Consider the following 24,663-nt stretch of genomic DNA (forward strand, 5'->3'; position numbering starts at 1 on the left):
ATACTTTTTTTTTGAGAGAGAGAGAGAGAGAGAGAGAGAGAGAGAGAGAGAGAGAGAGAGAGACGTAAATACGAGTTGTACACTGTCAGAAAACCTTATTCCAAATAGTTGAAAAGATTATTTGGAACAGGGTTTTTTGTGCATATATCTTAAATCGACATGAAATATATATATATTTTAATCATGGCTTTTCTTGTATCTGCATATAGTTATGCAAATCCTGTATGGAAGCGAAAAGTTATCAATTACGAACGCGGACAGTATGAGGCAGGGCCTCAGAACTGGATGATAGATCAATCTGAAAACGGATGGATATACTGTGCGAATAATAACGGACTACTTGAATTTGACGGAGTTAACTGGTCTTTATATTCAATCAGGAACCGGATTTTACGTTCGTTAAAAATTGTCAATAATAAAATATTCGTAGGCGGAAGTTCTGAATTCGGTTACTTCGCACCCAATGAGATGGGTTTCCTGGAATATAAATCTTTATCAGAGAAGATTACCGGTTGGACAGGAGAAGTATGGAAGATATTACTGTATAACAATATCATATATTTTATCAGTGATATGCATATACATATGTATAAAGACGGCCTCGGGATAAGAACTATAGCTATAGACAAAAAGATAGATTGTTCGGGTATAGTAGATGGGAAGTTATATATAGGCACCACAGAAGGCATCTTTTTCTTGAATAAGGAGAATAAGGTGGAGTTTCTGTCCACGTCTTCTTCACTATTGTCTCATAAGCTTGTCAGTATTCTTCCATATGAAAATCGGTTATTGGTAACTACCGCACAATTTGGATTGTATTTACTGGATAATAAAAGTATACAAAGAGTACATTCTGTTGCCGACGACTTTATTTTTACAAACCAGATGTTCAGCACTTCTATACTGGGATCGGTGGTTGCGTTAGGCTCAGTACAGAGCGGAACTCTCCTTTTCGATTTAAAGAATTCGCGGTTTAAGGAGATCTACAATCTTGATAATGGTCTGAAAAACAATACCATCCTGAGTTCATTTTTCGATAAAGATAATAATCTCTGGCTAGGACTTGATAAAGGGATCGGTCTTATAGACCTGAATACTCCTGTAAGCCATCTTTATGCCACTGTTTCTCCCGTCGGCACCGGATATTGTTCGGCTTTTTACAGAAATGAATTTTATTTGGGTACTAATCAAGGATTATATAAATCGGACCCGGATGGCACTTGCCGGTTAATAAAGGGATCGGAAGGGCAAATCTGGTCGATGCTGGAATACGATAATTCTCTCTTTTGCTCAGGAGATAATGGAATTATGGTTATAAATGCCAACGGAACATATAAAATAAATATACCCGGGATATGGGAAACTCATCCGATGGCTCCGGATAAGGATAAACTGATAGCAGGAAGTTATTTCGGCTTGGATATTATAGAGAAAAAGAACGGCAGATGGGTGCCATCGCACAGGGTAGGGAATTTTAACAATTCGAGCCGGGGATTCATTGAAGATGAAGAAAATCCTTATAGTTTTTGGTTAGTAAATGATAAGCAGAAAGTAGAAAAGATAACCTTCGATTCTGTATTTTATAGTATAATCAGCAGAAAAGAGTATACGCTGGGAAATTCGAGAACCAGTGAAAACCTGTTTTTCCGGAAAGTTGATAATAATCTTATTATTTGCGGCTTGGATGGAATTTACCAGTATAGCCGTATCACAGACAGTTTCGACAAATATACACAACTCGAATCGATGCTTGAAGGTCCCCGGTATTATGAATTTCTATATATAGATAAACTCAAGAATATATGGTTTGTATCGGATAGCAAATTGAAATTCAGAAAATATTCGCCTAATGGTTACAATGCTTCCATATACAACTGGGGGCTGTCCAATGAATTGATTATTAATCATGAGAACGTTTACCTGCCCGATTCTAAATCTGCGATTATATCTGTAGATAATGCTTTTATAAAGATAGATTTAACAAAAGACATTCATAAGTTAAAAAATATAAAGACTTATATAAAAAGTCTTTCCAGTAGCCGGAATGATAGTATTATCAGTACAGGGCAGGCCTCTGCACTTGTTTCTTTGCCCTATTCTTTAAATTCAATAAAGATAAATTTTGCAGCAACAGACTTCACGCAGACATCGGATATACTATATGTATACAGGCTTAAGGGTGTGGAGGACGAATGGAGCCTGCCCTCACCTATCGCATCGAAAGAATATACAAACCTGTCAGAAGGCAGGTATGTATTTGAAGTAAAAGCGTTTGTAAACGGGAATGCGGATTCGACAAATACGGCCTCTATCAGCTTTATGATTTTGCCCCCATGGTATAGATCTTCATTGGCATATATATTGTATTTCCTGATAATTATTATTTTCTTATTTGTTCTATATAAAAAGACAATCAGTAAACAAAAGAAGATAATATACCAGAAAGGTGAAGAATTAATTGCGCAAACCAAGCGCCATGAAGAAGAAACCAAGCTGAAAGATCAGGAAATATATGAACTTCAGAACGAAAATCTGAAAACTGAATTACGTTATAAAACACAGGAACTCAGTGGATATATGCTGAATGTAATCCGTAAGAATGAAATCCTTGAAGATGTTAAAAGGAATGCATTGAGTATCTCAAAATCTATAGACGAAGAGAAAGAAGTAAATATAATAAAGCAAAAAGTAATCCGTCTGATAAGCCAGATTAACAGCAATATAGAGCATGATACGGATTTTGAAGTGTTCAAATCGAATTTCGACCTTGTACATCAGGATTTTTTCCGGCTATTGGATGAACGGTTCCCGGGATTGAGCCGGAATGATAAAATACTGTGTGCTTACCTGTATATGAACCTTTCAACGAAAGAAATAGCTCCTTTATTGAATATATCTACACGTGGGGTAGAGGTAAACAGATACAGGCTACGAAAGAAGATGAATCTCGACCGGGATGTAAATCTGTCGGAATATCTGCAAAATCTAAAGTAATATTTTGACATTTTGATATGATTGAAGGCTGATATATGAAGATGTCAGCCTTTATTTTTGTTAAAATATTCCCCGTACTCTTTCTTTATATGAAATTTGTCGTTAAACATGCTTAGAAATATATTAAATATTTTCATTGGAAAAAATATAAATCTTATCTTCGGAAAATGCAATTGAGAGGAAGAAAGAATCTACTGATATACTATTTTAGTCCAACTTTCTGCTGCATTTAAATTTAACAAAGTAATAAATCGGTCTGCGACCTTAAGAACTCAATAATCATGGAAATCAGACTTAATAACCAGCTACCTGCATACCCCTCTTTCGTGGACGGAATACGCCGTGCTCCCGACCGGGGATATAAACTGACTCCTGCCCAAACAGAACTAGCTCTTAAAAATGCTTTACGATATATACCTAATGAACTCCATAAAACTCTGGCTCCGGAATTTCTCGAAGAATTGAAAACCCGGGGGCGTATATACGGGTATCGCTACCGTCCACAGGGTGATATTTATCCGAAGCCGATAGATAAATATAAAGGAAACTGTATAGAGGGAAAGGCCTTTCAGGTAATGATAGACAATAATCTGTGCTTCGATATCGCTCTCTACCCTTACGAACTGGTTACATACGGAGAAACAGGACAAGTTTGCCAAAACTGGATGCAGTACCGCCTGATAAAGCAATATCTGGAAGTAATGACTGGAGAGCAAACTCTCGTCATTGAATCGGGTCATCCTTTAGGTTTGTTCAGATCAAAACCGGATGCACCCCGTGTTATCATTACCAATTCGATGATGGTAGGTATGTTCGATAATCAGGCTGATTGGGAGATTGCCGCACAGATGGGCGTTGCCAATTATGGACAGATGACGGCCGGAGGATGGATGTACATAGGTCCTCAGGGAATTGTACATGGTACATTCAATACACTGCTGAATGCCGGGCGGTTGAAACTGGGTATTTCACAGAACAAAAATCTGAACGGTTACCTATTTGTTTCTTCCGGTCTCGGTGGTATGAGCGGTGCTCAGCCAAAAGCAGCCGATATAGCAGGAGCAGTATCTATTACGGCGGAAGTGGATTACTCACGGATAGAAACCCGTTATAATCAGGGTTGGGTACATCATATTGTTACGGATGCGGGCGAAGCCTTTAAATTAGCAAAGACAGCCAAAAGAGAAAGAAAATCTTGTTCTATAGCCTATCTTGGTAATGTTGTCGACCTGCTTGAATATGCCCATAAAAATCAGATACACATCGATTTATTGTCCGACCAGACATCATGCCATGCTGTATATGAAGGAGGATATTGCCCTGTCGGAATCTCTTTTGAGGAGCGCACCCGTTTATTGAAGAAAGACAGGAACACTTTTCGTAAGCTGGTGGATGAATCGTTAAGACGTCATTTCGAAGTAATCCGTAAACTCGTAAATCGTGGAACCTATTTCTTCGATTATGGCAATTCATTTATGAAAGCCATATATGATGCCGGGGTAAAAGAGATTTCTAAAAACGGAATAGATGAAAAGGACGGATTTATATGGCCATCCTATGTCGAAGACATCATGGGACCCGAGTTGTTCGACTATGGATACGGTCCGTTTCGTTGGGTATGCCTGAGCGGAAAGCACGAAGACCTGATTAAGACCGACCATGCGGCAATGGAGTGTATAGACCCTACACGAAGAGGTCAGGACAAGGATAATTACGACTGGATTCGCGATGCTGAGAAAAATCAATTGGTTGTAGGTACGCAAGCGCGTATACTTTATCAGGATGCTTTAGGGCGTATGAATATTGCCCTGAAATTCAATGAACTGGTACGCGATGGTGAAGTAGGCCCTATTATGCTCGGTCGCGATCATCATGATGTAAGCGGTACCGATTCTCCTTTCCGCGAAACCGCCAATATAAAAGATGGCAGTAATGTAATGGCCGATATGGCTGTACAATGTTTTGCCGGAAATGCTGCCCGTGGTATGAGTCTGATTGCACTTCACAACGGAGGAGGCGTAGGTATCGGCAAGTCGATAAATGGCGGATTCGGATTAGTTTGCGATGGAAGTGAACGAATCGATGGTATTATCCGTTCATCTATGTTGTGGGATGTAATGGGAGGAGTTGCCCGCCGTTCGTGGGCAAGAAACGGGAATGCAATAGAAACCTGCGAATTATTCAACCAATCCCATAAAGACGGATACCATATCACGATGCCTTATCTGGCTGATGATGAATATATAAAACAACTTTGTAAATAATGAAGAAACTGGTAACCCTGATATTATTATTCGTTTCACTAAACTCTTTTTCCCAACTGGATCTGGCTAAAGTGGCCATGGATATTACAATAGAAGGAAAATACCTGTATCAGTTGGAAAAAGCCGCATGGAGTGGGACAGATATATTCTCTAAAAGTTATAAAGAACCTCATCGGATAGGAGGCTACTTTTCCTTTATGGATGGTAATAAACCCAAATGTCTGGTCTTTTCTAAAGGGGATAATCCGAGAGTTCTCGGTGTTGTGTCTTTTGGTGATATAAGTATAGTAGAAACAGCTACAATAGATTTTAAGGAAAGAGATTTCAAAGTTTTCGAAAAAGAGTTATATACCATCCGTACAAAAGCTTTCGAAGAAGTGCAGCGGGATACTTTGTTCAAAGCTTATAACAATACCAGCCTGAATTTGATTCCCACTAACAAAGGAGGGGAAAAGATCGTATATGCTCTCACAGCGCCGAAAGTAACGGGCACAGTTCTTTTTGGTAACGATTACCTGATGGTCTTTGACAAAGGCAATAATCTGATAGAAAAGGAAAGGCTTCATCGCAATCTGATTCCTATAAAGTTTGATGATGAACAAGAGGCTATTGCTTCGGTGCATTCCCATGCAGAAGGAACAGACGAATTTATCACAGCCACCGACATATGCACACTGATGCTTTATGCGAAGTTTGCCGGCTGGAAGCAGCATATTGTAACGTCTCGATATTATGTAAGTATCTGGGATTGTGAGAATGAATCGCTAGTTATAATGACAAGGGATGATTATGAGAAATTGGGGAAAGAATCTAAAGAATAAAAACAACATACCATGAGCTCAAACAAAATCGTAGAATGCGTGCCTAATTTCAGCGAAGGGCGCGACTTGGAAAAGGTAGAAAAAATAGCGAATGCTTTCCGTGCAAAAGAAGGCGTAAAGCTACTCGATTACAGCACAGATAAAGACCATAACCGCATGGTCGTAACCGTAGTAGGCGAACCCGAACCTCTAAAGAAAGCTGTAATAGAAGCTATCGGCATTGCCGTAGAAACTATTGACCTAAACCATCACAAAGGGCAGCATCCGCGTATGGGTGCGGTGGATGTAGTGCCGTTTATCCCTATTCGCAATGTGTCGATGGAAGAAGCCATCAATCTATCCAAAGAAGTGGCTAAAGAAGTGGCAGACGAATACAACTTACCCGTTTATCTATACGAGAAAGCTGCATCTGCGCCACATCGCGAAAACCTGGCTACTATTCGCAAAGGAGAATATGAGGGCTTGAAAGATAAAATGGAATTGCCCGAATGGAAACCTGATTTCGGCCCTGCACAGCCGCACCCGACAGCAGGGGCTACCGTTATAGGCGCACGCATGCCGTTAGTGGCTTACAATGTGAACCTGAATACTGATAAGCTCGAAATAGCCGATGCTATTGCCAGGAAAGTACGTTTCCTCGGCGGTGGACTTCGCTTTTGTAAAGCTATGGGTGTGGAGCTTACCGACAGGGGTATTGTACAGGTATCGATGAACCTGACTGATTTTACGAAGACAGCTATCTACCGTGCCCACGAGCTGGTACGCATCGAGGCTAACCGCTACGGGGTAAGTGTTGTAGGAGCAGAAATTATCGGCCTTGTTCCCATGGATGCGCTGATAGATACCGCTGCCTATTACCTCGGGCTGGAAGGGTTTTCTACAAAGCAGGTATTGGAAACCCATCTGATGGAATAAAATAGGATTTAAAGATTTTAAATTTCAAAATTTAAAGATTCAGAATGAAACACGGGAATATCATCATAAAGAACGCAGCGCAACTGGTTACTTGTAGCGGATTCTCGGCAAAGAAAGGAAGGGAGATGTCCAACCTTTCAGTAATAGAGAACGGAACGGTTATCGTTTCCGGTGGCATCATCACCTATGTGGGAAAGGATGCTAATTGCCCGCCGCTATCAGATTTTCCTAACCATGAAATTATCGATGCTACGGGTAAGGCTGTACTTCCTGGCTTTGTGGATTCCCATACCCATTTCATATTCGGAGGATACCGCGAAGAAGAATTCTCGTGGCGTATGCGTGGCGATAGCTATATGTCGATTATGGAGCGTGGAGGTGGTATTCACAACACGATGACCGCGACACGCAATGCTTCGTTCGACGAATTGAAAAATTCGGGCCGGAAACGTCTCAACAGCATGCTGGCAATGGGTGTTACTACCGTTGAAGGAAAGAGCGGATATGGCATGGATAAGGCAACCGAGTTGAAGCAACTCGAGGTTATGAAATCGTTGAATGAAGAACACGCCGTAGATATTGTCAGTACGTTTATGGGTGCGCACGCTACCCCTACGGAATATAAAGGACGGGAGAACGACTTCCTCGATTATATGATTGAAGAAGTAATGCCCGAAGTAAAGGAAAAAAACCTTGCCGAATGCTGTGATATCTTTTGTGAAAAGAATGTATTCGATATCGAACAGTCGCGCAGGTATCTCACCGCTGCACGTGATCTGGGTTTCAAATTGAAAATACATGCCGATGAGATTGTCACTCTGGGCGGTGCGGAACTCGCCGCCGAGTTGAAAGCCCTTTCTGCCGACCATCTGCTACAAGCCTCGGATAAGGGAATCGGGGATTTGGCAGAGAGCGAAGTAGTGGCAACATTGCTTCCATGTACCGCTTTTTCTCTAAAGGAACATTATGCTCGGGGACGTTATATGATAGATTCCGGTTGTGCAGTGGCTTTGGCTACTGACCTGAATCCGGGGAGCAGCTTTACGAACTCTATTCCATTGCTGTTTGCCCTGGCTTGTATCTATATGCAGCTATCTCCCGAAGAAGCTTTGACAGCTTTAACCATAAACGGAGCGGCAGCAGTGGGAAAAGCTGATAAAACCGGTAGTATAGATGTTGGAAAACAGGGTGATCTGGTTATTCTGGAATATCCGTCATATAAATTTCTGCCATATCATATAGGTATGAATATTGTGGAAAAGGTGATAAAAAAGGGGATTCTTTTAGTTTAAAGATTTAAAAAGTTAACAATTTAAGGATTAATTATCTATATCTACAATGGCTAAGATTGAATGCTTTGAAGATTTGGAAGTTTGGAAATTATCAAGAGAATTTGCGAAAAGTATCTATCAACTTACAAGTGAAGGTGATTTTTGCAAAGACTTTCGATTGAGAGACCAAATAAGGGCTTCAGCAGGTTCAATTATGGATAATATCGCAGAAGGATTTGAACGCAAGGGAAATAAGGAATTTGTTCAATTTCTATATATAGCTAAGGGATCGTGTGGAGAAACACGAAGTCAACTATATAGAGCCTTAGATATTCATTATATTGATAAAGAAGTTTTTAATATCCATTATCAAAATGCAATGAGAATATCTCAATCCCTTTCAAATTTTATAAAGTATCTAAGACAATCAGAAATAGATGGAGTCAAATACCGAAAATAAATCATTAAATATTTAAATCTTAAATCATTAAATTATATGCTTGTAAATCTATCAGTTAAAGAATTCCTATCCCAAACAGCCGGCAATGATCCTGTTCCCGGGGGAGGTAGTATTGCCGCATTGAATGCCGCAATTTCGGCAGCCCTTGCCGAAATGGTTGCTAACCTTACCATTGGTAAAAAGAAATATGAAGATAAAGAAGAAATGATGAAGAAGATAGCAGCATCGGCAAACAACTATCGCGCACTCTTTATCCATGATATAGATGCCGATTCGGATGCATATGACAAAGTCTTTGCTGCATTCAAACTCCCGAAAGAAACAGATGAAGAAAAGGCCGAGCGCAGCAAACAGATACAGGCTACTACTAAAATAGCTGCCGAAGTGCCTATGGATGTCGCACGTAAAGCTTTTGCCATAATGGAGGTCATAGAGGAAGTCGCCGAACATGGTAACCAGAATGCCATAACAGATGCTTGCGTAAGTATGATGGCTGCACGTACAGCTGTATTAGGCGCGATACTGAATGTGAAGATAAATCTCTCCGCATTAAAAGATGAAGAGTATACCGCACGTATGAGAGAAGAATGCGGCCAGTTGGAAAAGGCGGCTGTAGCTAAAGAACAAGCTTTGCTGGAAAAGGTAAATAAAACACTATAACCTATGAAGAACGTCTATTATATCGGCTCGGGTGAACTAACCTTCGGAATACTGGAGCAAATCATAAACAAGAATCTGAAACTGGAGTTGGCTCCCGAAGCTAAAGATCGTATCCAGAAATGCCGCGATTACCTCGATGAAAAAATCAAGTCGCAGAAAACTCCCATGTACGGTATTACCACAGGGTTCGGTTCGCTCTGCAACAAGAACATATCTCCCGACGAACTTACCCGCTTGCAGGAGAATCTTGTGAAATCGCATGCCTGTAGTGTAGGCGAGGAGATATCTCCGGTCATTGTTAAGCTCATGATGTTGCTCAAAGCACATGCCCTGTCTCTTGGATATAGCGGTGTGCAGGTAATAACGGTTCAGCGTATTATCGACTTTTTCAATAACGATATTATACCTATCGTTTGCGATCGCGGTTCACTCGGCGCATCGGGTGATCTGGCTCCGCTCGCTAACCTTTTCCTTCCTTTGATTGGGGCGGGAGATGTCTATTACCAGGGTAAAAAGCGTGAAGCAATGAGCGTACTGGATGAGTTTGGCTGGAAGCCTATCCGCCTGATGAGTAAAGAGGGACTGGCATTACTCAACGGTACACAGTTTATGAGTGCTAACGGTGTATTCGCCATGCTCCGCGCATTTGCCATATCAAAGAAAGCGGATTTGATAGCAGCCTTATCACTGGAAGCCTTCGATGGTTGCCTCGATCCGTTCTATGAAGGAATACAAAAGATGCGTCCGCATCAGGGGCAGATCGACACAGCAGCCAACTTCTGCAAACTGCTTGAAGGCAGTGAACTTATTTCGCGGGAAAAGGCTCACGTACAAGATCCTTACTCTTTCCGATGTATTCCACAGGTCCACGGAGCAACAAAGGATGCAATGAACTATGTGGCATCAGTCTTGTTGACGGAGATAAACTCAGTGACCGACAACCCGACCATCTTCCCTGATGAGGATAAAATCGTGTCGGGCGGAAATTTCCACGGGCAGCCATTGGCTCTCTCTTTCGACTTTCTTGCGATTGCATTAGCCGAGCTGGGCAATATTTCCGAACGGCGTGTGGCCCAGTTGATTATGGGCCTTCGCGGATTGCCTGAATTTCTTGTCGCTAATCCGGGCGTCAACTCCGGCTTTATGATCCCGCAATATACATCCGCTTCGATGGTTAGCCAGAATAAGATGTACTGCTATGCTGCATCGAGCGATTCCATCGTATCGTCCAACGGGCAGGAAGACCACGTGAGTATGGGGGCGAATGCAGCCGTCAAATTATTCAAGATAATGGATAACCTGAATCATATTCTTGCAATAGAACTGATGAATGCTGCGCAGGGAATAGATTTCCGCCGTCCTGTAAAAACATCGCCGATACTCGAAAACTTCCTTAAAGAATACAGGAAAGAAGTAGCTTTTATCAATGACGATATTGTGATGTACAAAGAGATACATAAAACAGTGGCGTTCCTCAACAGAGTTTCTCTCGACTTCATTGATTGGCAATAATCTTTTCTATATAATATCCGGACAGCCATAGGTTCTGTTCTTTTATAAATAAGAACCTGATATAAAAAGAGTAACAAAAGTAATACCTTTTTCGGTTTTTTCTTTTGTTACTTTTTCTAATCAATCTTTAAATCCTTAAACATTAAATCTCTAAATCCTAGAACCAGCATTTGGCTCCGCCGATTTTCGATTCAAAAAACTAACACCCAAAAGCTATATATTATAGATAAAGATATTCGAGAAAAATCAACCTGTTTTATATAATCATCGGGGAACGATAATTTTCCGGTCTGACATATTCTTTCTAATTTTATTCCTCATAATAAAACAGCATGCTACGGGATTTTGCAGCCATAGATTTTGAAACAGCCAACGAACAACTATCCAGTGTTTGCAGCGTGGGTATCGTAATAGTGCGGAACGGAATTATCTGTGACCGCTTCTATAGTCTTATACAGCCGGAACCAAACTATTATACTTATGGAAACAGCAATGTGCATGGCCTTACATATGAAGATACTCTAAATGCCGAAGTTTTCTCAAAAGTATGGATGCAAATAGAACCTCTGGTTGGAGAACTGCCTCTGGTTGCTCATAATAAAGGCTTTGATGAAGCCTGCCTGAAAGCTGTATTTAAGACTTACCGGATGGACTATCCTGATTACAGATTCTATTGTACGCTGGCCGCGTCGAGGCGTCAGTTACGCCATCTGCCCAATCATCAATTACACACTGTAGCTGAAGATTGCGGATATATACTTACCAACCATCATAATGCACTTGCCGACGCGGAAGCCTGCGCAGAGATCGCGTTACAGTTATTATAAAACCATGCATTCTGTGCATGACTATACCTCAAAGTGAAAGCCTGTAAATGTTTTTCATAGAAAGGCAAGCAATATTTTTTAAAAAACCGTATATTTGATAATGACTAACAATTGAATGTATGGTACCAAAATCAGATATGAAGCTGGCAGTCCTTATCGATGCCGATAATATACCCTACTCCAACATAAAAGGTATGCTCGATGAAATAACCAAGTTCGGAATACCAACTATCAAACGCATTTATGGCGATTGGACAAAACCCTCTGTCTCGGGATGGAAACAACCCTTGCTCGAACATGCCATAACCCCGATACAACAGTATAGCTACACTACAGGAAAAAATGCAACAGACTCTGCCATGATTATCGATGCAATGGATATATTGCATAGCGACAAAGTAGACGGTTTTTGTCTCGTATCCAGCGACAGCGACTTCACCCGTCTGGCCGTGCGGTTGAGGGAATCCGGAATGTTTGTGCTCGGACTGGGGGAGAAAAAGACCCCTAACCCTTTTATCGTAGCCTGCGACAAATTTATCTACATAGAGATACTTGAGAATTCTGATAATCAGCAGAACACACAATCGCCGGGAGCATCCACAGAAACCAAGAGCCCTAATATTGAACCTGTGAACAAGAAGCTTATCCAGTTACTTAAGAGTACAATCCGCGATGTGGCTGATGATGATGGCTGGGCATATCTCGGTGAGGTGGGTAACCTGATCATTAAGAAGCGTCCCGATTTTGACTCCCGCAACTATGGTTTTCCAAAACTAACCCCCCTGATAAAATCACAGAAAAAGGTTTTTGAAATAGATGAACGGGATATTGACAAGAGCCGCACAAAACTCATTTATGTGAAAGTGAAAGAATAGATATCCTCTAAATTTTTAAATCAATCAACTATATTATTTCTCTAACTATAGGTATATGAATGCCTACAGTCGCCCTCTTTTTTATGCCTCTTAAATGTTATAATACTATAAAATATGTAACAGAGTCTTCAATCCGGCCTGCTTACGGCAATATTTTCCGTATATTGTAAAGAATCAACAAAACATATCAAATTTTTAACATTAAGATGGACAGAGTATTAAAATCATATACTCTCCACAATTTCCTTACTATTCCCCAGATAACATCATTATCGAAGGAAATGGTAAAGGATATCGAAGTTGTAGGAAGAGTATTACCATTTAAAACCAACAACTATGTGGTGGATGAACTGATAGATTGGGATAATCTTGACACCGACCCTATTTTTACATTGAACTTCCCGAGGCGGGGCATGTTAGAGAAAAAGCATTATACAACTGTAGAGCGGCTTTTAAACGAGCATACCGGCGACAACAGGGAGCTAAATGAGAAGATACAGCAAATACGATTATCCCTCAACCCTAATCCGGCCGGACAGGAACATAATGTTCCCTATCTGGGAGAAATAAAGCTGAAAGGTATTCAGCACAAATATCCGGAGACAGTCTTATTCTTCCCCAGCCAGGGACAAACCTGCCATGCATACTGCACATTCTGTTTCCGATGGCCGCAGTTTTCAGGGATGAACGAACTGAAATTTGCGATGAAAGAAGCCGACCTGCTCCTCAAGTACCTGCGCCTGCACACAGAAGTTACCGATGTACTGTTTACCGGTGGTGACCCCATGATAATGAATGCCTCTACTCTGGAAGCCTATATAAAGCCTCTGCTCGAACCGGAGTTCGACCATATCCGCACTATCCGTATCGGAACAAAGTCTCTGGCATACTGGCCATACAGGTATCTGAGCGATAAAGACAGCGATGATATTATCCGCCTGTTTGAACTCGTAAATCGTTCGGGTAAGAATCTTTCCCTTCAGGCCCACTTCAATCATCCGAGAGAACTATCTACCGAAGCCGTTGGACAAGCTATCGCCCGTATTCGCTCGACAGGCTCGCAGATACGCACACAATCTCCTCTCCTGCGCAATATCAATGACAAACCCGAACTATGGGCAAAGATGTGGCGCAAACAGGTAGATCTGGGATGTATTCCATATTATATGTTCATTGCGCGCGACACCGGATCGAAGCATTACTTCGAATTGCCACTGGAAAAATGCTGGCAGATATTCCGCCGTGCTTACAGACAGGTCAGCGGCCTGTGCCGTACTGTCAGGGGGCCCAGTATGAGCGACCATGCGGGAAAGATACAGGTGTTAGGCGTGCAGGAAGTAAAAGGAGAGAAGATATTTGTTCTCCGTTTTATACAAGGACGAAACCCTAAATGGGTGGATATTCCTTTCTTTGCCGAATATGAGCCCAGAGCGACATGGTTCAATCAGTTAAAGCCAGCCTTTGGTGAAGAGAAATTCTTCTTTGAAGAACAACGGACCAAATTGGAAGCCACTAAGCCATTCTTATTCGAATAGTGTCCGTTCTTTTGCTACAATATAAGAGCAGCTTCCGGGTATGATTACGGAAGCTGCTTTCTTTTATTTTGTTTGTACAGGATACCTGTTTCCTTTGTAGCTTTTGAGCATAGCGCGTGTGGAACCTATATTCAGCTTCGAGTCGAGCCGTACCGGCATACGGTTATTATCGTTGGTTATATACACCTTCATAGCTTCTTTCTTATCACTGAAAGCATCATCCATGATACTTAGGGTCAGCTTCATACAGCTATATTTATTATCGTCGTTCGCTTCCACGATCTCTATTCCCTCATATTCTATCACCATATTTACTTTTTTCTTTCCCGAAATAAAGTCGACTTTAACAGTCTCCCCTTTTTTCATTCCGGAATAATTGAGGGTGCGGGCATAATATACAACACTCATCATATCATACATACAAGAATGAGATGTCAGTGTTTCATTAAATTTAAAATCGCCGTTTTTATGTCTTATTGTATTTATGCTTACCTTATCACCTGTATAGGTATATGTTACCCTTTCCTTTGTATAATCTTTACCTTCCGCCGCATTCTTAACATAGGCGAGAGGCACTAAGTCTTTCGTAAGATAACACGACAAAGTATCATTCAGGCTGAATATTTTCCTTGCAGTACCTGTCGACTGAGCCATCAGTGTCATCTTAAGGGCATCGGTATTATTATACCTCTCAGCCACAGTCTTTAATGTAGATATTCCGGCTTTTGTATGGATGAGTCCGTATTTGAAATACAAATCATAAGTCATTTCCTCACCTGCCTGAAAGTAGATGTTATTTATTTTACATTTACCCTGCGCCTGTGTATGCATACTGACTAAAACCAATAACATCAGCGCTATTCCTGTAATTCTTTTAATCATACTCTTATTATTTTACCCGATCGGCATTAATATCCACTGTTCATACTTTGATTACTGCTGCCTCTCGCCCCATATTGGGAATTATTGCTTCTGCTCGAATTCGAATCGGTCGAGTTTCTCGATCTGTCTCTATTCTGCTGATTTTCTTTTTCCTCTTTTTCTTCGAGCTGCTTCCTTCTCGATTCTTTTTCCTGAGGTTTCTGTTTTGTAATTTCCAAAGGTTTCTGCTTCGCCAATGTGGCCGGATCTATTATCCAGGCCTCATCGTCATAGACTTCCGAGAATGCCCTTATTTTATATTCCTTCGGCGAATAACAAACCATTTCCGGCTGCAAACCTTTCTGGAAATCGCCTGTATCCCATATTCCGTTATTATTGCTGTCCAGTACAATGCGTACATAATATGACCCCGGATCCAAATCTTTAAAGACTGCAATATTATCTATGACCCGAGTTTTGCGAATTGGTTTATCCGACTTATCTAAAAGTTCCATAAAAGAGGGAATACTATCTATACCTGCAACTCTGATAGCAAGCTGTCCGTACTGATCTTCGGCCTTTACCTTAAATTTCTGGTCGATCTTATTATTCCATAACCCGTATATACTGTATATAGAAGCCGAGTCTATCTGTATACGGTATTCATTATTATACCCCCATTTATTCCGGATAGTATATTTTCTTGGATTCACACTATCTGCTTCGAGCTGGAACGGAATATCATAATACACAGTATCTCTCAACTGCTGTAATTTTATTTTATTCGATAAAGTATCCATAACAGGCTCTTCAAACAACAGCGAAATGCTTTTATGAGTATCCCATGCAGAGGAAAGGTTATTTGCTATGTTCAGGAAAGTGATTTCAGGTTCGTCACTCTCTTCTTCCTTTTTCTTTTTTTCTTTCTTCTTATCATCTTTTACGGGCTTTCGGGTTCTGTCCATAAAAGTCAGGGTATCAGTTACCGGCAGGGATTGATTCAGCGTATCTGTCTTCAGGTAAGTAACCCGGATAGACAATGTATCTATTGCCATCACCTCTTTGTCCTTGATCCAATATGTAATAGTATCGTTTTTAGGAGTTCGTTCCATTATAAACCAGTCTTTGCTTCCGTCAAAGTTCAACGGCTCTATCTGAGGCATCTCTGTAGGTGCTCCAAAAAAGAGGGACAACTTATTCCGGATACGTTCATGCTTCTGTAAAAACTGACGCTGAAAGCCCGATTTAAACGTCCGTAATATTATATTGTCCGGTAAAAAACGAGTATATTGTACTGCCACAACGGTATCTATCACTTTCTTTTCCTTATCCACATAAGTGGTATCGAAGCGTGAAGCTTTTTCAGATGCAGGCTCCACGATAGTTTCCATAAAAGCAATGGCTTCTGACGGATTATCGTACATATAATCGCGGTTAGAGTCATCCAGCGCGTACAACCTATACTTGCCGGGAGCAACACCACGGATGGTAAAATCACCGGATTCATTTGTGCGCGAGATGCGTTCAAACTTGGTTTTAGTAAAAGCTGTATCGTTCAGATTGGAATGAAGTCCGACATAAATACCTTTTACAGGCTCCAGATTATCTGCTGTAAGTACTTTCCCCGATACGGCCATAGAATCTACTATATCGCCTGTAGAGAAAGAGAAGGAAAAATTCTCTATCGGATTCTTCTCATTATTATCTACGATCGAATTTGTAAAGTCAATCGTATATGTCGTATTCGGCAATAAAGTATCCCTAAGCTCCACATTTACTTTCCTGTTTACCGTATTGATGACGGGAAACGCTTTCTGGGGCGGGGTAATGATTACATTCTCGGAAGGCCTTTCTATCGTAACATTTTCATCAAACTCGATGACTATCTTCCCTTTTTTTACCTGAGTTGCATTAAATCCGGGATTACTCCTTACCACTTTAGGGCCTTCCAGATCATAAGCACCTCCCGTTGGTGATGCCATATTGGCACAAGCTACTGCAATCAAGGAAATTGCAACTAAAATAAGCGAAAATAAGATATGCCTTTTCAAAAAATGTAACATCTGTTTTTCCAAGTTTTACGCAAAAATACAACGTTTTATACATAAATATGTCTCAAAGGACATAAAATAGCTTAAATCAGCCTCTAATCAGAAGCCTCTTCCCACCGAAGGAGAAAATCTGTGTAATAATCTATACAACCTTCTAAAAGGTAACAAAGGTAACAGATATATCAGCTATTAGCTGATAGCTTTTAGCCGTTAGCTTAGGCTATCGCATAAGTGGCTTTCAGTTAGCAGTTAACAATATTCTCACGCAGAGACGCAAAGACGCAAATTCTAACACATCACCATATTTACGTTTATTGACTATATTTGGTTAAAACCTGACAACTTTTTCCTGTTTTATTGCTGTTTATTTCACATATATTAACTATGTGTAGTTAAAAAGTAACAAAGGTAACAGCTTTTTCAGTCATCAGTCATCAGTTAGCAACTTGTATCTCGTACCTTGTCTACTTGTATCTATTTACTCACTATTTATTACTTTTTATCCTTTCGTCCTTTCGGATTTGCAATTCGAAAGTTTCTATTGTCAGGATTTATAATCCGTTAAAGAGCCTGTTGGATTGTAAATCCTGATAATAAAAAGCAGGGGATTACAAATCCCCTGCGACGCAGGGGCAGGGCTGTTAAGTTCTCCTCTTTGGTATATTGTTTTCTGCTGTCATTCTGAACGAAGTGAAGAATCTCGACTCTGAAAAACGAGATGTTTCACTTCGTTCAACATGACAAAGAGGATATGAGGATTCAGAACTTAAGAGCCCTGCCCCTTGGGGAAACAACGGCGGAGCCAATTAGAGGGCTTTCATCCTTTCAAAGAGCTATAAGCCAACAGCTATAAGCTATATACATAGATAAAGTGTTCTCCAAAACTTATAATTTTCTACTAACTGAATCCGCTAGTATTATCTGGCTTTCATTTCCCATATTGAACAATAAATCAATAATACTCATATTGGCTATGAATCCGAATCTTTGTTCAAAAACCTGATAATATGGTACGGGTGAAAAATCTGTATCCGACAATTTCCATTCTTTTTTGGGATGAATCAGTTCTCTGAAATCAGACTCCGTATCCGCAAATTCGGTCTTATAAGTCGCCGTATATTGTATTTGGGGCAGATTTATGTCTAATAAGCGAAGAATCAGATTATTTAGTTCTTCATTATAGTCGAACAAAAAAGAGTACTTTTTATGATAGAAGGGATAGAAATCGTCCTGATAGTATTCGAAAAAAGGTGTCGAATTATAAGCCGATATAATAGCATTCCAGTGCATATGCTGCCAGTTATCATGTTCGGCAATTCTGATATCTTTCATCAAAGTCTTATCTTTTGACGAATGTTCGACCGGAACAGACAGGGATATTTCACCATTCGCCGAAACGATGGTGCAACGGTTACGATATGTTTGCTTAATATAATTGTCGTTTTGCTCGATAAGGACACGGCCGGCAAGAAGAAATTTTGTATAATACTGAACCGGAGCGAGGTATGCAGAAGAAAGGTATATGCTATTTAATTCCATCTGTCACTTATTTTATAGAAGAGAAACAACGTTCCGGCCTTGTGCCGTTTTCATCGGAGCTATGCCAAATCAGGCTGGCCTTACCTACAATACTACTGAACGGAATGAAGCCGATAGACCGTGAATCTGTGGAATGAATACTGTTATCTGACAACATCCAGTAATAACTGTCTTCAAAAGTATAATCAACTTGCCTTATATCATCTATCAACAGTTCTCCCCCTTCAATTTTCACATCTTTTCCTTCCTGTTCCTGCAAAATCATCTGCTTATACATAATAAGGTTATTTTCGTCCAGATCTATTATTTTCCCTTTAAAGGGTATAAGGAACGTATGGCTTTTCAGTGTATCTTTTTTGCAGGGAACAAGCGTCAGCGAATCCGATAAACTTTCATTCAGCACAAATGCATCGTATTTGCTCAAGTGCGTGATTACACTATCGCCCTGCACCGTGCCTACGGGTACAGATATCTGCAACTCCTTAGCTATATCGTCCAGTTCTTTTTTAACCGATACCTTAAAACTGTATTCTTCCATTGTATTGGGACAGCCTGAATACGGCCTTCCGTTGATAATAAACAATCCATTCTCTACCCGCATGGAATCTCCGGGCAACGCAACGCAACGGCTGAGCAACAGGCTCCTCTTATCCAGTGGTTTATCTGTCTCCAGGGGATTGTTGAAAAGCACGATATCCCCCCTATCTACACCGCGTGCAAAAATTCTTTTATATGGTGCCTGCAAAGCGGTAGAGTAAGACTTAATACCGAATATTTTATCAAATGTGAACGGGATGCTCAATAAGGTTACCGGCATACGGATACCATAGGCCGTTTTATTTATCAGTATTTTGTCTCCCCTCAGCAATGTCATTTCCATTTGCGCGGAAGATACAGAAAATGATTCAAGTAAGAAACTACGCACCAGTAAAACAATGAGCAAAGTAACAAGAATTACTTTGCCCAAATAAACGTATATATTTTTCTTTTTTGAAGACATTGAATTAGTTACAGGTTACTTCGCCCTACGGGCAGTTACAAGTTACAAGTCAACAAGTATTTTTCCTCACTCTCCCTGTAAGTCCCCTCCGGGGGATTTAGGGGGCTTCACTTTTTGTTCCCCGATGTAAATAATCTGTTCCAGCGAATCTTACCGCTAAACCATCCTTTATCCTTATCCAGAGACAGCCATATAAACAATGGCTTACCTACGACATGATCTTCGGGAACAAATCCCCAGGAACGTGAATCGGCAGAATTATCACGATTATCACCCATCATAAAGTAATAGTCATATTTGAATGTATAAGAATCGGCCTGTTGCCCATTGATATACACTTTGCCGTCACGATAGTCAAAATCATTATGCTCATAATTTTTGATACAGCGGATATAAGCCGCAACTTTATAATCCACATCTGTATCAAATTTTATAGTTTCGCCACGCTTAGGAATCCATATTTTAGGAAAGTCACCTGAATAACAATCCTGAGCCCATGTAATAGGATATACATAGTCGCCATTACCGATATCACGTTTGATTCCCGCTTTTTTCTTAAACTCATTCATTGGGAAGACGGTCAGTACAAATGGTTTTTCTTTTATTTTTTCAACCATTGCTTTTGTCAGAGGAATCTGATATGCTAGTCCGAAACCGCCATTATTATACTTAAATCCGAGGCTGACCAGCCTCACACTGTCTGCGCCATCTATCCCCATGGGATTAAAAGAATATACCATTTTTTGCCCCATACTGTTGGTATACAAATAGTCATCCTCGCTGGCGCCTAATCCTTCAAATATCTTTGGAGCTATCTCGGTCCCGTCGGTCTGGATAAAATACAGTAACTGCATATTCTCCGGACTGGCAATCGGTTTATCATCTATGTAAACAATATCATTTATAAGTTCTATAGTTTCTCCGGGTAGCCCGACACACCGCTTCACATAATTTTCCCGTCTGTCTACAGGTCTGTATACTATATCTCCATATGTCCTTTTATCACTCCAGACTACATCTCGCCCAACCCTTTTAGCCAGTGCGTAATAATCTCCATTCTGATAATTAAGCGCTACCGTATCTCCGGACGGATAGTTGAACACGACTATATCGTTGCGTTCTATATGCCCTGTACCTGTAAACCGTTTATATTCCAACTGCGGTTTTTCCAGATACGACTTAAATCCGCCAACAGGAAACGTATGCTGCATCAATGGCAGCGAAAATGGAGTCATCGGGGAACGTGCCCCATAACTAACCTTGCTTACACAAAGGAAGTCTCCTACTAAGAGCGATTTTTCGAGTGACGAAGTCGGTATCTGGTAATTCTGGAAAAAGAATGTATTAATGATCCAGACACCTACCAATGCGAAAACGATAGCATCCACCCAGTCGAGGATTTTCCTCACATGCGGGTTTTTAGCATTGCGCCATGCTCCCCACGGGATAAATTTCGTAATATAGATATCTATAAAAACCGGGATAAGAATCAATACTCCCCAGTAGCCTGTCCAGATAACAAATAAAACACACAATATGCAGGCAAGGATGGCATATATCCATTGCCTTACACCGGGCCTCCGTTTTTCCTGTGCGCTATCTTTTCTAGTGTTATTTTCCATATTGTAAGTAAAAGCAGGTTTGCAACCTTATTTTAAAATTTAAGCATATCATCCATTCCCAGAAAGCCTTTTTTACCTTTGGTAAATTCAGCGGCAATAACTGCTCCCAAAGCAAATCCTTTCCGGCTTTTCGCATCGTGCTTGATGCTGATAATGTCGGCATCCGACTCATATATTATTTCGTGTATGCCGGGAACTTCGCCTTCACGGATACAATGGATAGCCAGATCTGATTGTTTTTCTTCAACTTCAAGATTCCAGCGTTCCTTGCGGCTGATATTTTCAATTACACCTTCTGCAAGCGTTATAGCTGTTCCGCTTGGAGCATCCAATTTATGAATATGATGTATCTCCTCCATCTTCACATCATAGTCCGGATAATTATTCATTATCCGTGCCAGATACTTATTCAACACAAAGAAGATATTTACTCCCAGGCTATAGTTCGATGCATAGAAAAAAGTCTGTCCTGTCTCCGAACATGCTTTTTTTACTTCATCCATATGTTCGAGCCAGCCGGTTGTACCTGCCACGACAGGAACATGTGCGGCAAAACATTTCCTGTAATTATCTATTGCACTGTCTGGCGTAGAAAATTCGATTGCCACATCGGCACTTTTGAAAGCGGGCGAACCGAAATCATCCGGATTATTTACATCTATGATAGATACAATATTGTGACCTCTCGAAACAGCTATCTTTTCTATTTCATGTCCCATTTTACCATATCCGATGAGAGCTATATTCATATTTGAGTATTTGTTAATTTAATCGATTAAAGCTTACAAATATACATAAAAACTTATTTCCAAAGGGTTTCCCTTTTAATTAATCCTTGATTATAAGCTTTTTTAAGGCCAAAGGCTTACTTGTCTACCTTCTAAGCAAATCGGCCAAAACAAGTTGCAATTCGGCATTCTTCTTTAATTTCTAGTTTTCACTTAGTTAAGCCTCTTAACCTAGATACAAAAGGTTAGTCGCCCTGACCTCCGATTTCTTACATCAATTAGTTATTCTTAACACTACGATGCACTCGCTGCATCCTCTGGAAATCAAAAAATCTTTATACCCAAATCCCTGATTTTCTTTATATCTTTCACACTTTTTTTACGAAAAACGAGTGCGGCAATGCAAATACCGATCGCCAGACAAAACAATAGCGAAGAGGTAAGAATAAAGTTATATACAGTATCCTGTAGCAATGACGAACCTTCATTATCCGTCCCCTCTTCGTATATCCTGATACAGCCGAGCATTGTACGATAGGCATACAATCCGGGGATCATCGTAATACAGGCAGGAAGTGTAAAGACGACAGGAGGTGTGTGTATGCGGTGAGCGCAATATATACCGGCAAGCCCGATAAATACAGTCCCGCAAAGTGTAGATGCGACCAAACCATAATCCAATTGCAACAGCACAAACCGGATACAATGCCCTACCCCTCCTAACAATCCTGCAATCAGCAAAGCTTTTCGGGGAGTCTCGAAAAGAAGCGCGAAGCCTATTGCTACAAAAAAACTCAGAAAAGCATCTCTTAATATATCTATTATCATCTCTAAAAATTATTAATGCCTATCAATGACATACTCATAAACATACCAATAGCTATACATAGCAAAATAAAGCCGCCGAATGCCCCACGCGCAATACCTGTGGGTATATATCCCTCCAGCAAATCTATAATACAATTAATCAACGGGACACCCGGTATAAGAAACAGTACAGCTGTTGCTACCGATATATCAGGTGATAAGCCACAACCGAACAATACATTCATGCCGGAGATCGTTGTAGTCGCAAAAGCAGAACATACAACGGCAATCATCAGATTGAAACCCTTTTTTACCATTTCCTGACGCACTGTAAGCCCCATGAGTGACGCTATAAAGGCAAAAGCTCCGTCCATCCAGTCGCCTCCGGCAAGCAAACATAAGCAACCACATGCTACCCCGATAAAAACGCGTATCAGCCAGACAGGATGTTTAGGCGCGGCTTTTATCTCATTCAGGCAATTTTCCAGTTCATCCAACGAAATTTTATTCTCAAACAGCTTCCATGTTAACAAACTGGTATTTGTCAATATGCCGAAATGCGCACCATGATGCCTCACCCGCCTGTTTCCGGTTACTGTATTTTCGGGATTTTCACGATCTGTAACCGTTACCGATACAGCAGTAAAGGAGAGAAGCATCTCCACCTTAAAACAAGTCGTATCGGCAATACGCTGCACATTCCGGTTTATACGTTCACAATGGGCGCCTGACTCTAACAGAATCGTACTTACCTCCAAAATCAGATCGGCAAATTTTGTTGCGGGCATACCTTTGTCCTCTGACGAAACATTTTCCATTTTGTTCGCTTTATAAAATTAATCTCCGGGAGAATAAATAATTCCGTCGGTACCTTACATAGAGATTTCTGTTATGCATAATAACTAAAACAATGCAACTTTGACTATTGCACAAAACCAACTCTGTCCGAACATGAATTTTTACTTCTCCGACTTGCCTCTAATCCTCGAAAGACAAAATCATACTATTACTGGCAGGTCTTCTGACTTACTCTTGTTTCTTGCAGCCTTCCCGACAGACAGTTAACAGTGAGCAGTAAACAGTTAATAAAATGATAACTGAAACTAATGACCGGTAACTGTCGATCAGTGGCATTGGGTATCGCTCGAAACAACATCAATGAATGTTAACTGTTCACTGAAAAGAGTTTACAGCAGCGGGCCTGTTCAGGATTTGCACCTGATTCCCTTTTCATTACTTATCCGAAGATGCGGACTTGTAACACCAATAATCGAGTACAAAGTTGGAATAAAAAATTGGAATAATAATATATTAAGAAAGTATTTTTTTCTGTAACTATCGGTAAATTATCAGGAATAAAGATAAATTAATATCGTAAATTATCCGATTTGGAAAACTTTTCAACAATATAAAAATTTTATTTATCTAATAATATGATATTTACAATTTATTTCGGAAAACTTAGTAATTATTTTAAAATAAATAAATCTCATTTTTGAAAACCATATAAAAAAAATAATCTACCTTTGTTATCATATACGGTTCTGAAATAAAATCAGATGAAAAGGGAATCAGGTGCAAATCCTGTACTATCCCCGTAGCTGTAAATTTCAAGAAAAGGTTAGGCCCTCACGCCACTGATCGACAGTTACCGGTCATTAGTTTCAGTTATCATTTTATTAACTGTTTACTGCTCACTATTAACTGAACATTGGGAAGGCTCCTAACCGGGAAATAAGTCAGAAGACCTGCCGTGTATACATTCGTAGCTTTCGGGAGAAAAGCGATAGAATAGAGTATGCGGTGACTTTACATCTTTAATCTCTCTTCGCCTATTTTGGTCTCTATCCCCGTCAGTTACATTGAAACAATGTATCATTAATCAACAATTGACAACGCGAAAGCGGGTCGAATACTTTCT

At 40.4% G+C, this 24,663-nt stretch carries 19 protein-coding genes and 2 riboswitches; of the genes, 11 read left to right on the forward strand and 8 right to left on the reverse strand.

All coding sequences use genetic code 11. The annotated features are described in order from the left end of the window. Nucleotides 1-159: 159 nt before the first annotated feature. The 11 genes from B3317_RS12265 to B3317_RS12315 all read left to right on the forward strand — a co-directional run bounded on the left by B3317_RS12265 (nt 160) and on the right by B3317_RS12315 (nt 14,134). Nucleotides 160-2,994 (forward strand): helix-turn-helix and ligand-binding sensor domain-containing protein, encoded by a 2,835-nt coding sequence (locus B3317_RS12265; protein WP_291111923.1) that lies wholly within the window; start codon nt 160-162, stop codon nt 2,992-2,994. 281 nt (nt 2,995-3,275) lie between these two features. After that, a complete protein-coding gene (locus B3317_RS12270) occupies nt 3,276-5,258 on the forward strand; it encodes a urocanate hydratase (RefSeq protein WP_291111926.1) in 1,983 nt (660 codons plus the stop codon). Beyond that, nucleotides 5,258-6,079, forward strand: a complete 822-nt coding sequence (locus B3317_RS12275) for a hypothetical protein (protein ID WP_291111929.1) — start codon at nt 5,258-5,260, stop codon at nt 6,077-6,079. The genes B3317_RS12270 and B3317_RS12275 overlap by 1 nt, the downstream gene beginning before the upstream one ends. A 12-nt stretch (nt 6,080-6,091) precedes the next feature. Then, nucleotides 6,092-6,994 (forward strand): glutamate formimidoyltransferase, encoded by a 903-nt coding sequence (gene ftcD, locus B3317_RS12280; RefSeq protein ID WP_291111932.1) that lies wholly within the window; start codon nt 6,092-6,094, stop codon nt 6,992-6,994. 44 nt (nt 6,995-7,038) lie between these two features. Then, complete coding sequence (hutI, locus tag B3317_RS12285) at nt 7,039-8,286, forward strand: imidazolonepropionase (RefSeq protein WP_291111935.1); 1,248 nt, start codon at nt 7,039-7,041, stop codon at nt 8,284-8,286. A gap of 46 nt (nt 8,287-8,332) precedes the next feature. Continuing rightward, the gene (locus B3317_RS12290; RefSeq protein ID WP_291111937.1) at nt 8,333-8,725 is read left to right on the forward strand and encodes a four helix bundle protein; all 393 of its coding nucleotides are present in this window, start codon (nt 8,333-8,335) and stop codon (nt 8,723-8,725) included. A 36-nt stretch (nt 8,726-8,761) separates the two neighbouring features. Then, nucleotides 8,762-9,385, forward strand: coding sequence for a cyclodeaminase/cyclohydrolase family protein (locus B3317_RS12295; protein WP_291111939.1), 624 nt, complete (start codon nt 8,762-8,764; stop codon nt 9,383-9,385). A gap of 3 nt (nt 9,386-9,388) precedes the next feature. Beyond that, nucleotides 9,389-10,897, forward strand: a complete 1,509-nt coding sequence (gene hutH / locus B3317_RS12300) for a histidine ammonia-lyase (RefSeq protein ID WP_291111942.1) — start codon at nt 9,389-9,391, stop codon at nt 10,895-10,897. A 332-nt stretch (nt 10,898-11,229) separates the two neighbouring features. Continuing rightward, a complete protein-coding gene (locus tag B3317_RS12305) occupies nt 11,230-11,724 on the forward strand; it encodes a 3'-5' exonuclease (RefSeq protein ID WP_291111945.1) in 495 nt (164 codons plus the stop codon). 119 nt (nt 11,725-11,843) lie between these two features. Next, nucleotides 11,844-12,599, forward strand: a complete 756-nt coding sequence (locus tag B3317_RS12310; RefSeq protein ID WP_291111948.1) for an NYN domain-containing protein — start codon at nt 11,844-11,846, stop codon at nt 12,597-12,599. 206 nt (nt 12,600-12,805) lie between these two features. Next, nucleotides 12,806-14,134: a KamA family radical SAM protein gene (locus B3317_RS12315; protein WP_291111951.1), complete on the forward strand. Its 1,329-nt coding sequence runs from the start codon at nt 12,806-12,808 to the stop codon at nt 14,132-14,134. 63 nt (nt 14,135-14,197) lie between these two features. Here B3317_RS12315 and B3317_RS12320 read toward each other — a convergent pair whose 3' ends face one another. The 8 genes from B3317_RS12320 to B3317_RS12355 all read right to left on the reverse strand — a co-directional run bounded on the left by B3317_RS12320 (nt 14,198) and on the right by B3317_RS12355 (nt 23,560). Beyond that, nucleotides 14,198-15,016 (reverse strand): DUF3108 domain-containing protein, encoded by an 819-nt coding sequence (locus B3317_RS12320; protein WP_291111953.1) that lies wholly within the window; start codon nt 15,014-15,016, stop codon nt 14,198-14,200. Between the two features lie 26 nt (nt 15,017-15,042). Further along, complete coding sequence (locus tag B3317_RS12325; protein ID WP_291111956.1) at nt 15,043-16,977, reverse strand: Ig-like domain-containing protein; 1,935 nt, start codon at nt 16,975-16,977, stop codon at nt 15,043-15,045. A gap of 954 nt (nt 16,978-17,931) precedes the next feature. Beyond that, nucleotides 17,932-18,585: a WbqC family protein gene (locus B3317_RS12330; protein WP_291111958.1), complete on the reverse strand. Its 654-nt coding sequence runs from the start codon at nt 18,583-18,585 to the stop codon at nt 17,932-17,934. A gap of 7 nt (nt 18,586-18,592) precedes the next feature. Continuing rightward, nucleotides 18,593-19,552 carry a signal peptidase I gene (lepB, locus tag B3317_RS12335; RefSeq protein ID WP_291111961.1) on the reverse strand — a complete coding sequence of 320 codons (960 nt, stop codon included), beginning with the start codon at nt 19,550-19,552 and terminating at the stop codon, nt 18,593-18,595. A gap of 140 nt (nt 19,553-19,692) precedes the next feature. Continuing rightward, a complete protein-coding gene (locus tag B3317_RS12340; protein WP_291111964.1) occupies nt 19,693-21,207 on the reverse strand; it encodes a S26 family signal peptidase in 1,515 nt (504 codons plus the stop codon). A gap of 32 nt (nt 21,208-21,239) precedes the next feature. Continuing rightward, on the reverse strand, nt 21,240-21,956 hold the full coding sequence (dapB, locus tag B3317_RS12345) for a 4-hydroxy-tetrahydrodipicolinate reductase (protein ID WP_291111967.1): 717 nt from the start codon (nt 21,954-21,956) through the stop codon (nt 21,240-21,242). Nucleotides 21,957-22,259: 303 nt separating this feature from the next. Beyond that, the gene (locus tag B3317_RS12350) at nt 22,260-22,763 is read right to left on the reverse strand and encodes a threonine/serine exporter family protein (protein WP_291111970.1); all 504 of its coding nucleotides are present in this window, start codon (nt 22,761-22,763) and stop codon (nt 22,260-22,262) included. A gap of 2 nt (nt 22,764-22,765) precedes the next feature. Then, nucleotides 22,766-23,560 carry a threonine/serine ThrE exporter family protein gene (locus B3317_RS12355; RefSeq protein ID WP_291111973.1) on the reverse strand — a complete coding sequence of 265 codons (795 nt, stop codon included), beginning with the start codon at nt 23,558-23,560 and terminating at the stop codon, nt 22,766-22,768. A gap of 176 nt (nt 23,561-23,736) precedes the next feature. Beyond that, a riboswitch (cobalamin riboswitch) is annotated at nt 23,737-24,025 on the reverse strand. A gap of 239 nt (nt 24,026-24,264) precedes the next feature. Next, nucleotides 24,265-24,512: riboswitch (cobalamin riboswitch) on the forward strand. The last annotated feature ends 151 nt before the right edge of the window (nt 24,513-24,663 follow it).

The sequence above is a fragment of the Dysgonomonas sp. UBA7710 genome, from assembly GCF_002482385.1.
Taxonomy (GTDB): Bacteria; Bacteroidota; Bacteroidia; order Bacteroidales; family Dysgonomonadaceae; genus Dysgonomonas.